Origin of the sequence: Chitinophaga sp. H8, assembly GCF_040567655.1 — a bacterium.
In the GTDB taxonomy this organism is placed as follows: Bacteria; Bacteroidota; Bacteroidia; order Chitinophagales; family Chitinophagaceae; genus Chitinophaga; species Chitinophaga defluvii.
The window spans coordinates 456,192-467,984 of the sequence record NZ_JBEXAC010000002.1 but is presented as its reverse complement, the minus strand read 5'-3'; the positions used below and the strand labels follow the sequence as shown (position 1 = coordinate 467,984).

11 protein-coding genes are annotated in these 11,793 nt (G+C 37.8%); all 11 read left to right on the top strand.

The features are described from left to right. Nucleotides 1-4: 4 nt before the first annotated feature. Nucleotides 5-2,005 carry a conjugal transfer protein MobC gene (mobC, locus tag ABR189_RS15655; RefSeq protein WP_054280995.1) on the top strand — a complete coding sequence of 667 codons (2,001 nt, stop codon included), beginning with the start codon at nucleotides 5-7 and terminating at the stop codon, nucleotides 2,003-2,005. A 118-nt stretch (nucleotides 2,006-2,123) separates the two neighbouring features. Next, nucleotides 2,124-2,723, top strand: a complete 600-nt coding sequence (locus ABR189_RS15650; protein ID WP_054280994.1) for a TetR/AcrR family transcriptional regulator — start codon at nucleotides 2,124-2,126, stop codon at nucleotides 2,721-2,723. After that, nucleotides 2,720-3,175, top strand: coding sequence for a hypothetical protein (locus ABR189_RS15645; RefSeq protein ID WP_054280993.1), 456 nt, complete (start codon nucleotides 2,720-2,722; stop codon nucleotides 3,173-3,175). Before ABR189_RS15650 ends, ABR189_RS15645 begins: the two co-directional genes overlap by 4 nt. A 9-nt stretch (nucleotides 3,176-3,184) precedes the next feature. Next, nucleotides 3,185-3,520: a cupin domain-containing protein gene (locus ABR189_RS15640; protein WP_054280992.1), complete on the top strand. Its 336-nt coding sequence runs from the start codon at nucleotides 3,185-3,187 to the stop codon at nucleotides 3,518-3,520. Between the two features lie 23 nt (nucleotides 3,521-3,543). Further along, entirely contained in the window at nucleotides 3,544-3,936 is a 393-nt protein-coding gene (locus tag ABR189_RS15635) for a VOC family protein (protein ID WP_078781138.1), read from the top strand. Between the two features lie 30 nt (nucleotides 3,937-3,966). Beyond that, complete coding sequence (locus ABR189_RS15630; protein WP_072188814.1) at nucleotides 3,967-5,292, top strand: TolC family protein; 1,326 nt, start codon at nucleotides 3,967-3,969, stop codon at nucleotides 5,290-5,292. A 24-nt stretch (nucleotides 5,293-5,316) separates the two neighbouring features. Then, nucleotides 5,317-6,372: an efflux RND transporter periplasmic adaptor subunit gene (locus tag ABR189_RS15625; protein ID WP_054280989.1), complete on the top strand. Its 1,056-nt coding sequence runs from the start codon at nucleotides 5,317-5,319 to the stop codon at nucleotides 6,370-6,372. An 11-nt stretch (nucleotides 6,373-6,383) separates the two neighbouring features. Continuing rightward, complete coding sequence (locus ABR189_RS15620) at nucleotides 6,384-9,482, top strand: efflux RND transporter permease subunit (RefSeq protein WP_054280988.1); 3,099 nt, start codon at nucleotides 6,384-6,386, stop codon at nucleotides 9,480-9,482. Nucleotides 9,483-9,485: 3 nt separating this feature from the next. Then, a complete protein-coding gene (locus ABR189_RS15615; protein ID WP_054280987.1) occupies nucleotides 9,486-9,935 on the top strand; it encodes a DUF2141 domain-containing protein in 450 nt (149 codons plus the stop codon). A gap of 233 nt (nucleotides 9,936-10,168) precedes the next feature. After that, nucleotides 10,169-10,996: an RteC domain-containing protein gene (locus ABR189_RS15610; protein ID WP_054280986.1), complete on the top strand. Its 828-nt coding sequence runs from the start codon at nucleotides 10,169-10,171 to the stop codon at nucleotides 10,994-10,996. 237 nt (nucleotides 10,997-11,233) lie between these two features. Beyond that, on the top strand, nucleotides 11,234-11,617 hold the full coding sequence (locus tag ABR189_RS15605; RefSeq protein WP_072188813.1) for a hypothetical protein: 384 nt from the start codon (nucleotides 11,234-11,236) through the stop codon (nucleotides 11,615-11,617). The last annotated feature ends 176 nt before the right edge of the window (nucleotides 11,618-11,793 follow it).

Genomic DNA, 11,793 nt, shown 5'->3' with positions numbered 1-11,793 from the left:
AATTATGCAAGGAGAAGACGATTTAAGAGGGTTAGCCAAAATAATGGCTTTTATGAGAGCGGTAAGCATCCTCATTGTATTGATGCACTTTTATTGGTTTTGCTATGGGTTCTTTGCCGAACGTGGCTGGACTTTAGAAGTTATAGGCAAGATACTCACCAATTTTAACCGTACCGCAGGGCTTTTCTCACACACGCTTTACACCAAATTTTTTGCATTGGTGTTACTGGCGTTAAGCTGTTTGGGTACAAAGGGCGTGAAAAACGAAAAGATAACATGGACTAAAATCCGTGTTGCCTTAGCCACTGGCTTAGTGCTGTTCTTCCTGAATTTCCCATTGCTGAAATTATCGGCAGGGTTAGCTACTTCGCTTTACATTCTTACAACGGGCGCAGGATATATTGCCCTGCTGATGGCTGGTGTATGGATGAGCCGCTTACTACGCAATAACCTGATGGACGATGTTTTCAACAACGAGAACGAAAGTTTCCAGCAGGAAACCAAACTGATGCAAAATGAATATTCCGTTAACCTGCCTACGAAGTTTTACTACAAAGGCAAATGGAATGACGGTTGGGTTAATGTGGTCAATCCTTTTAGAGCCTCTATTGTGTTGGGTACTCCGGGTTCGGGGAAATCCTATGCTATTGTAAACAACTACATCAAACAACACATCGAGAAAGGGTTCAGTATGTATATCTACGATTTCAAGTTTGATGACCTTTCCACGATTGCCTACAACCACCTGCTAAAGCATACCAACAAGTACAAAATAGCCCCCAAGTTTTATGTTATCAATTTTGATGACCCACGCCGGAGCCACAGGTGCAACCCGCTTAATCCCGACTTTATGACGGACATATCGGATGCTTACGAAGCTGCCTATACCATCATGCTTAACCTTAACAAGTCGTGGATTTTGAAGCAAGGGGATTTCTTCGTTGAAAGCCCGATTATATTGCTTGCAGCAATTATTTGGTTCCTGAAAATTTACGATAACGGCAAGCATTGCACGTTCCCGCACGCCATCGAATTGCTCAACAAAAAATACGCAGACGTATTTACCATACTTACGTCATACCCCGAACTCGAAAATTATTTATCGCCGTTCATGGATGCCTGGTTAGGGGGCGCACAAGACCAGTTACAGGGGCAGATTGCATCGGCAAAAATTCCTTTGTCCCGAATGATTAGCCCGCAGTTGTATTGGGTAATGACGGGGGACGATTTTTCACTGGACATCAACAATCCGAAAGAGCCTAAAATACTGTGCGTTGGCAACAACCCCGACAGGCAAAATATTTACTCCGCAGCTTTGGGTTTATACAATTCAAGGATTGTAAAACTGATTAACAAAAAAGGACAGCTTAAAAGTTCAATTATCATAGATGAGTTGCCAACCATTTATTTCAGGGGATTGGATAACCTGATTGCAACTGCACGTAGTAATAAGGTAGCAGTATGTTTGGGCTTTCAGGATTTTTCACAACTGACAAGGGATTACGGCGATAAAGAAAGTAAGGTAATACAGAATACCATAGGTAATATTTTCTCCGGTCAGGTGGTGGGCGAAACAGCAAAGAGCCTTTCGGAACGCTTTGGAAAAGTGTTGCAGAAAAGGCAGAGCATGACCATCAACCGAAATGATAAGTCCACTTCCATTTCTACCCAAATGGATAGCCTGATACCAGCATCCAAAATTTCAACACTTACGCAGGGCATGTTTGTTGGTGCGGTTTCCGACAATTTCGATGAACGCATCGAGCAGAAAATATTTCATTCTGAAATTGTAGTAGATAATGATAAAGTTGCCGCCGAAACCAAAGCCTACAAGAAGATACCGCAGATATTATCCTTTACCGATGAAAGTGGAGCGGATAATATGAAGCAAGAAATTGAAGCCAACTACAAGCAAGTCAAGCAGGATGTTATGACCATTGTTGAAAGTGAAATGGAACGCATCAAAAACGACCCTGACTTACAACATTTGGTGCAAAAGGAATAAAGAATGATAGTATTGGTTGACAATATCCTTTTCTTGAAGAAATATCGCTAAATAAAAAAATATCACTACCTTTGTTAGCGAATGCTAACTAACATAATTTTGTTAGCGAACGGGTAACATGGAAAAATTCACAAACAGACAAATAGAAATAATGGAAGCCGCAACGGTTCGGATTGATGCTTACGGTATTCAAAACCTGACTATCAAAACGCTGGCTGCCGATATTGGTTTATCCGAACCGGCTTTATACCGTCATTTTAAAAGCAAGAATGATATTTTACTTGGTTTGCTCAACTATTTCATAACAGGAATGAAAAACCGCATAAGTAACATTCCTGTAAATCCTAACGCAACGGCAGGAGATGAATTGAGGGATATTTTTAAATCGCAACTACAAACCTTTACAGATAAACCTGCGATTGTCAGTGTCATTTTTGCGGAAAGTATTTTTCATTATGATGAGGGATTGAGTTATAAAGTTTCCGAAATAATGGAATTAATGCACCAATATGTCAATGCAAACATTGAAAAAGGACAGAAGGTAGGGCAATACGGCAAGCTAATCAATGCCTCCACGCTTACCACTATTATACTTGGTGGAATGAGAATGACGGTTTTGAAATGGAAACTTTCGAGGCATAAGTCTAACCTGATAAAAGACGGTACAGCAGTTTTAGAGGGAATTTTAAAAATGATTGAAAAAAAAATTGAGATATGAAAAAACTACTTGTATTTGGATTGAGCGTTATGCTTTTGTGGAGTTGTAATAATGTTACTGAAAAATCAACGGCACATCAGGAAACAGAAAACCACGCAGAACATCAACACGATGAGGGTTCCAAAGCTATTGAACTCAACAATGGCGAAAAGTGGCTGGTGAACGAAGAAATGAAACCTTTTGTAGTGAAAGGCGAAGAATTGGTAAATACTTATATTCAGGACGGAAAGACTGATTATAAAGCATTGGCTCAACAACTAAAAGAGCAAAACGACCAGCTCGTAAAAAGTTGTACAATGGGCGGCAAAGGTCACGATGAACTGCACAAATGGCTACATCCACATCTTGAAATAATTAAGGCGTTGCAAAATGAAACAGATGCAACCAAAGCAAGTGAAATTGTTTTGCGCCTGCAACATTCGTATCAGCAATATCATCAGTATTTTAATTAAACAACGACTATGGCAACATTTGAAAAAGAAAGCATTTTCAATCTCGAAAATGCAATTGAATACACAAACGGCGGTGTTATCAGCAAACAGGTAACTAAAAGCAAAGGTGGAACCTTGACTTTATTCTCGTTTGACAAAGAACAGGGACTATCGGAGCATAAAACACCTTATGATGCCATTGTGCAGATTTTGGATGGCGAAGCAGAAATAACGATTGCCGGAAAACTTCATCATCTGAAAAAAGGTGATTGTATCATTATGCCGGCAAACATTCCACACGAATTGAAAGCCATTGAACGCTTTAAAATGTTGCTGACAATGATAAAGGAAGAACAATTCATATAACCATATTTAATATCAAACTAAGAATGAAACATATTATAACAACTGAATTTATACTTTATGTAATTGACCAACAGAAAAGTACAGATTTTTACACAAAGCTTTTTCGTATAAACCCTGACTTGAATGTACCTGGAATGACTGAATTTAAACTTTCCGAAAACTGTAAATTGGGACTTATGCCTAATAAAGGAATTGCCAAAATACTTTCGGACAAAACACCACATCCTGACCAAGGAAACGGAATTCCGAGATGTGAGCTATATTTTTATGTTGATAATATTGAACTTGAATTTCATAACGCAATGAAAATAGGAGCTAAACTTATTAGTCCGATAGAAGACAGAGATTGGGGCGACAGCGTTTGCTATTTTACCGATTTAGACGGGCATATTATCGCTTTTGCTCAAAGAATATAAATAAAAAGAAACAAAAAAATTTGCTCAATTATGTTAGTGAACGCTCGCAAACTATTTATTATTCCGTTGATATTTATCGGGTGGAATACTGTTCAGGCACAGGAAGTCTGGACACTGAAACAATGTACTGATACGGCACAGGTCTATAACAAAACCCTGCAAATCAACCGAAACCACATCAGCATCAGCGAACAAAGGGAAAAAGAAGCAAAAGCCAATCTTATTCCGAAAGTTACAGCCAATGCCGATTACAAATATTTTATGGAATTGCCTACACAGCTCATGCCGATGAATGCACTCAATCCGCAAGCACCCGAAGGGCAATTCAGAGATTTGCAATTTGGTGTTCCTCACAACATCAATGCAAATGTGCAGTTGGCAATGCCGTTGTATAATCCGCAGGTTTATGGAGTGATTGAGAATACAAAAATTGCCAACAAACTGACACTGCTTCAATTTCAAAAATCGGAAGAGCAGGTTTTATACGACATCACTATGCTGTATTACAACGCTCAAATATTGAAACATCAATTGGATTTTTTGGAAAGCAATATGCTCAACACCCAAAAGCTATTAAAGAATATGGAACTTTTGAAAAAACAGTTATTGGCAAAGGGAACAGATGTGAGTAAAGTGAAATTGCAAACCGAACAGTTAAATACCCAAAGGGAAAACGTCCACAACAAATACATTTCAATTCTAAATGCACTAAAACTGAATATCGGTATCCCATTGGAGCGAAATATTACCGTTGTTTCTGAAATCGAACAGCGAGCCTTAACTAAAAATAATGTAGAAAACATATTGGATTTGAAAATTATTCAGACACAAAACAAACTATTGAACAGCGAATTGAGTACGTTGAACAAATCACGATTTCTACCCTCGCTTAATTTGATTGCCTCCTACGGAACAACAGGTTTTGGCTACGACAAAACCCCAAATGACTTTCTGAAATTTTATCCCATAGGCTTTGCAGGTTTGCAACTGACTTACCCGCTTTTCAACGGAACAGTTACACAGCGAAAAATAAATCAAAAAAAACTGGAAATCAGCAATAACGAATTGCAGGCTCAACTGATTGGCGATAAAAACAAAATGGAAACTGAAAATGCTTTAAGGCAAAGAACGATTGCACAGCAAACAGTCATCAATACCGAAAATCAAATCACTTTGGCTCAATCTATTTATGAGCAAACCATTTTACAACAAAAGCAAGGTACGGCAACACTTACCGATGTTTTATTGGCTGATAATACACTTCGTGAAGCACAGCAAAATTACCTGTCGGCAGTTATAGATTATCTGAAAGCGGATTTGGAGCTAAAAAAGCTGGCAGGAACAATTAAGAATTAAAATAACGGATAAAAAATCAGGAATATGAATTGGAAAAAAATAATCGGGATAATTGCTTTGATTGCGGTAATAGCACTTGTGTTTTTTAAGTTGAAAAACAATAAAGAAACCACCGAAAGCAAGGTGTATCAATATGACAAAGAAAAACCTATTACTGTAAATGCTGACACCATTCGTTTGCAGACTATTGATGATGCAAATACTTATGCAGGTACTTTTGAGCCGAATAAGGAAACAAAAATCAGTGCGGATATACAAGGAAAAATCAATGCTGTTTTGGTAGATGTTGGAAGTAGTGTAAGCAAAGGACAAACACTTATTCAGTTGGATAACTCGTTGTTGAAGCTACAACTGCAAGCAGTTGAAGTACAGATTGAGGGTTTGGAAGACGATGTAAAACGATACACCATTTTAACAGAAGCCGATGCCGTTCAAGGTGTGCAGTTGGAAAAGGCAAAATTGGGATTGAAAGCTGCAAAAGTTCAGAAAGCGACTTTATTGGAGCAAATCAGTAAAACCACTATAAAAGCACCTTTCAACGGTGTGGTAACTGCCAAGCTCAATGAGGAGGGTGGTTTTGCAGCACCGGGTATTCCGTTGCTACAAATTACGGATATAAGCACTTTACGCTTTACGGTCAATGTTCCCGAAAATGATTTGGTGCAGTTTCAAAACAATCAGACTTATAAAATTAGTGCTGATGTTTATCCCGACATTTCCCTTTCGGGCAAAGTAACAATGACAGGAAGTAAAGCCAATATGGGCAATAGTTTTCCTATACAGTTTCAGGTTGCCAACACCAACAACTTAACCATAAAATCGGGAATGTTCGGTAAGGTAAATCTTTCTGACACCAAGCAAGAACAAGGTATTCTTATTCCGACATCTGCCATTACAGAAGAAAATGGAAAAGCGAAAGTATATATCATAAAAAACGGAAAAGCCGTATTGCAACCGATAACCATATCAAGAAATATCGGCAATAAAACGATTGTATCAGGCGGATTGGCAACAGGCGATATTGTTGTAACGAATGGCTTTATCAACCTGTTTGACGGAGCGAATATTACGATTAAATAAAATCAGCGAAAATGAATATTACAGAAATATCAATCAAACGTCCCTCGCTGATTATCGTACTTTTCAGCGTATTTGCCCTGTTGGGAATTATCGGCTACAAGAATTTGAGCTATGAACTGATGCCCGATTTTAATCAGCCTGTTGTGGTTATCAAAACCGTTTATCCCGGTGCAGAACCCAACGAAGTGGAAACTTCCGTTTCCCGAAAAATTGAAGATGCACTTTCTAATCTGGAGGGCGTAGATTATTTGCTTACCAAATCATTACCCAATGCTTCAATCATCATAGCCAATCTGAAATACGGAACGGATTTGGACAAAACAATGCAGGACGCTCAACGCTACATTGACAATATCCGAAAGGACTTGCCTAACGATATTCAAAACCCTGTAATGAGCAAAGTATCGCCTAATGATTTGCCGATAATGTCGGTAAGTGCAACAAGCAATTTAGAGCCGACTGACTTTTACCAAAAAATGAAAGACGATTACCTGCCACAAATCCAACAACTAAAAGGAGTAGCAGAGATTGCCATTTTAGGCGGAGAAGAACGGGAAATTCAAATCAAGGTGGATAAAGAAAAATTGAAGCTCTATAAAATTTCTTTGTACCAGGTAGTGGAAGCCGTCAATCGTTCAGGTATTGATTTACCTGCGGGAAAATTACAAACCGATACAGAAAATAATTCAGTTAGGTTAGTTGGCAAATTCAATACTATCAATGATATTCAGAATGTTCAGGTCGCAATGCCTTTTCCAAACAGTCCTGTTTATGTGAAAGATATTGCGGAAGTAACAGACGGCATTAAAGAAATTACTTCGTATAGCCGTTACAACAGTAAAAACGGTATTGGCTTAATGATAAAGAAACAAGGCGATGCCAATGCCGTTGATGTTTCAAAACTGATTAGGGAAAAATTTCAGTCCATTGAAAAACAAAATGCCAATGCAGATGTAAAATTTGTAGTTACGGACGATAGCACCGATAACACCATTGCAGCCGTTAACTCGGTGGTGTTTGACTTGATTTTAGCCGTGATTTTAGTGTCGTTGGTAATGTTGCTGTTTCTGCGAAGTTTCAGAAACTCACTGATTGTTTTAGTTGCCATTCCGACTTCCTTAATTACCGCTTTTGCCGTGATGTGGCTTTGGGGCTATACGCTCAATCTGATGACTTTGCTGGCGATGTCTTTAATCATCGGCATTTTGGTGGACGATGCTACCGTAGTTTTAGAAAATATCCAACGCCATTTGGATATGGGTAAAGAAAAAAGAACGGCAGCTATGGACGGAAGAATGGAAATCGGTTTTTCGGCATTGTCTATTACATTGGTTGATGTGGTGGTGTTCTTGCCGATTTTGTTCTTACAGGTTTTTGTTGCCGATATGCTCAAACAGTTTTCGGTAGTAGTTATCACTTCTACGCTTACAAGTTTATTGGTCGGGTTTACTTTAACGCCTTGGCTGGCTTCACGCATCGGGAAAAAAGAAGATTTGCAACCGACTAATTTCTTTAATCGTTTTTTGCTTTGGTTTGAACATCAGTTAGACCAATTCATCAATTGGTATGGCAGAACATTGAATTGGGTTTTACATCACAAACTCATTTTTACAGGATTTGTTTTGTTGCTGTTCGTAGGAACGGTAGCAATGATGAAGCAGGGAATTATTGGAAAGGAACTCATTTCCACAGGCGACCAAGGGAAATTCCGTTTGGCATTAGAGTTTGATAAAAGTACTTCCATTCAGCAAAACAATTTGGTTTCAGAAAAAATAGAAAACTATATTCTGAAGCAACCCGAAGTTTCAACTGTTTTCAGCAATGTAGGCGGACCAAGCACAGGTATCGGAAGTTTGGGAGTTGGTTCTGCCAATAAAACTGAATTTACTATTCAGCTAAAATCCAGGAAAGAAACAAATAATCTCTCTACCGAAACCTTTATGCGGAAATTGCGAACTGATTTGCAAAAAGAATATTCAGGCATCAATTTTTCAATGATAGCATTAGGCTTAATTCCACGTTCTGCACCGATAGAAATTACATTAAGCGGAAGCGACTTAGACCAGGTAATGCAGACAGGTAATGACTTAAAAACAGTTATTGAAAAAATACCCGGAGCAGATAATGTGCGGCTTTCGGTAGAAGCAGGAAGCCCTGAATTAAAAGTCATTCCTGACAAAGACAAAATGCAGCGTTTAGGATTGAACACGGCTTATGTGGGAATGAATTTGCGTACCGCTTTTACAGGAAATGACGATGCCACTTTAACGGAAAACGGAACAGAATATCCTGTACGGATTTGGTTGGATAAATTCAGCCGTAAAAATTATGATGATGTAAACCAACTCAACATTATAAATCCAATGGGCATTCCGATTGAAGTTTCACAGTTTGCAACTATTGAAAGAGATAATTCGCCTTCGCTTTTAGAACGAAAAGACCGGCAACCTGCCGTTACATTAACTTCCGATGCACTCGGCAGACCTTCGGGAACAGTAGCAGACGATGTAGTGGCATATCTCAAAAACAATCCTTTACCCAACGGCATACAAATGACTTGGGGAAGCGATATTAAACGGCAAAACGACAGTTTCGGGGCTTTGGGTTCGGTATTGCTGATTTCATTCTTACTGATTTATTTGATTATGGTAGCCTTATACGACAGTTACATTTATCCTTTTGTTGCCCTGTTTGCCATACCCGTTGCAGCAATCGGAGCATTTTTAGCCTTGAATTTATCGTTAAGCAATTTGAGCTTATTTGCTTTGCTCGGCTTGATTATGCTAATGGGATTGGTAACAAAAAATTCCATCTTGATTGTGGACTTTACCAACCATTTGAAGGCAGAAGGAAAACATTATCAGGAAGCATTGATTACCGCAGGAAAAGAACGTATGCGACCCATTTTGATGACGACTTTATCAATGGCAATAGGAATGTTGCCCATAGCATTAGCCAGCGGAACAGCAGCCGAATGGAAAAACGGTTTGGCGTGGGTAATCATTGGCGGTTTGCTTTCTTCATTAGCATTGACGGTTTATTTAGTGCCAATGGTGTACTACGGAGTAGATAGAATGAAAGAAAAATTGGGTTCAAATAAAAAACAATAATAAATGAAAGCAACAATTTTTATTATACTGACAGTTGGGTTATGTTTTTTTCTCTGTTCATTTTCGGAAAATCAGGCAGAAACCTACACCTTGACCGTTAAGGTAGAAAATTTACGAAATTCAAAGGGTGTTGTTCAATTCGCCCTCTATAACAAAGATAATTCAATCCCCGATGAAGATTACAAAAAATATTACCGATTAGAGAAAGCGAAAATTGTAAATGGCAAATCTGAAATTACTTTTAAAAGCCTGCCCCAAGGGAGATATGCCGTAAATATTTTACACGATGAAAACAATAACGGAAAGATTGATAAAGGTTTGCTTTTACCCAAAGAGGGAATTGGATTTTCCAATTATCAGTCAATAGGTTTACGAAACAGGCCTAATTTTTCCAAAGCAAGTTTTGAATTGAACGCAGACAAGACAATTGACGTAACAGTAATTTATATGTAAACAAATGAAAGATGTTTTATGGGGTGGACATATAAACACATAGAGAAAGTAAACTTAATTCTTTGGGGATTGAGGTTGTAGAACCCCTTTGAGATAAAACGTCAAAAGAGCAATAAATGACTTTTTTAAACCAAAAATTCAAGCAAAAATAATTGTTACACAACCGGATAAATTAAGCAAGTATTTAAGAGTTATTCTGGGGTAATCAATTAATTACAAAAGTGATAATTTGAATGACAGAATATTTTAAGAAAATATCAGATGAATTAGATGAAGAAATAAAAGAATTGGCATACGAGCAGGGAAATGTCTTAGCTTCCTATGAGAAAGCAATTGAACTCATTTTAAGCAAGACTACTGAACTGAAAGAATATGTATTGAAAACTGGATTTGAAAACGAGCAGGAAGAAATACATTTTTTCAAATATCAGAAACCAGCCATTATCGCTCAACTCATTTATTACAATGCCATCTATAAAATTGAGGCAAGAAAACCCTATGGAACGAAATCTATAAGAAAATACCTCAACAAAGAACTCAAAAAATTAAAGAGGTTCTTTGATAATAACCTCGATTTCTATAAGTACTATCGTAGCAATAATTCCTTTCTTGATGAAAATTTTTTTGTGCGGGGTAAGCACGATATTAAGTTATGGCTGGACACTTATTACTTTCAATCTGACCAAACCTTTTCCACTTCACATGACTATAAGGTTGCCAAGATAATCGCCAACGACTTGATACAGGTGTATATCGAAGACCAACTGTACAGCAAAACCCAAGACAGTAAATCAGTAGCCACGCAAAAGCTGAATTGGACGGGAAGTAAAACCGCCATGATAGAGCTAATTTATGCACTGAATTGTCAAGGCGTTTTCGATAACGGCAATAGCGATATAAGACTGATAGCGCAATATTTTGAGAATACGTTTAATATCGAATTAGGCAATTTCTATCAAACGTTTTTGGAATTGCGAACCCGAAAAATAAACCGGACAAAATTTCTTGATGAACTCCGGGACGGGCTTTTAAAGAAAATGGATGAACAGGACGAAAAGTAGGACCAGTCACCAAAAGTAATATCTCCCAAATCATTCCTATTTTGGAATGATTTTTTCATTAATTCAATTCATATTGTTTAACAAAAATAGCAAATTTTGGGTTTTCCACCAGTGTTTATAGTTCCAATTTTTTCTGTTATGGCATATAAAATGGCTACATATATTGAATTTATTTTGAACAATTTAAAATAGCATATACCAGTAAATAGCATTATATTTTTAAGTACCTTTGCTTCAATGAGGAAGATGATAGCCATATTTTTTTTATCAGTCTATCTGACTGCTTTTACACCTTTCAAAGAGGTGTGGAAGTTGCCTGTGCTGATAGAGCATTTTATGGAGCATCGTGCGCAAGATCCTTCTATTTCTGTTTTGGCCTTCCTGGATATGCACTATATGCACGGCAGTCCACATGATGCCGATTATGACCGGGATATGCAATTGCCTTTTAAAATGGTTGCACACACCTCTTTAGTCACCTTTGTTATTCCATCTGTATCTACACATTTTCAAATAGTCCCTCCTTTTTACAATAAGAAAGAAAAACCGCTTTTATACAATTCAACAGCGTATTCTTTCAACTACCAAAATTCTATCTGGCAGCCTCCGAGAGCCTGTTAATGTTTTTTTTCTCACAGAACGTTCCTGTTTTGATTTAACAGCACTACAACAATAGTCTGGACGCTATTCTTATGTTGAATAAGATAGCCATTCTGTTTGCAATACTATCTCAAAGTAGTATTGTGAACTGTAACTGATGTTTTGTCTCTTTTAGATTGTCTATACTTTCTGCAAGG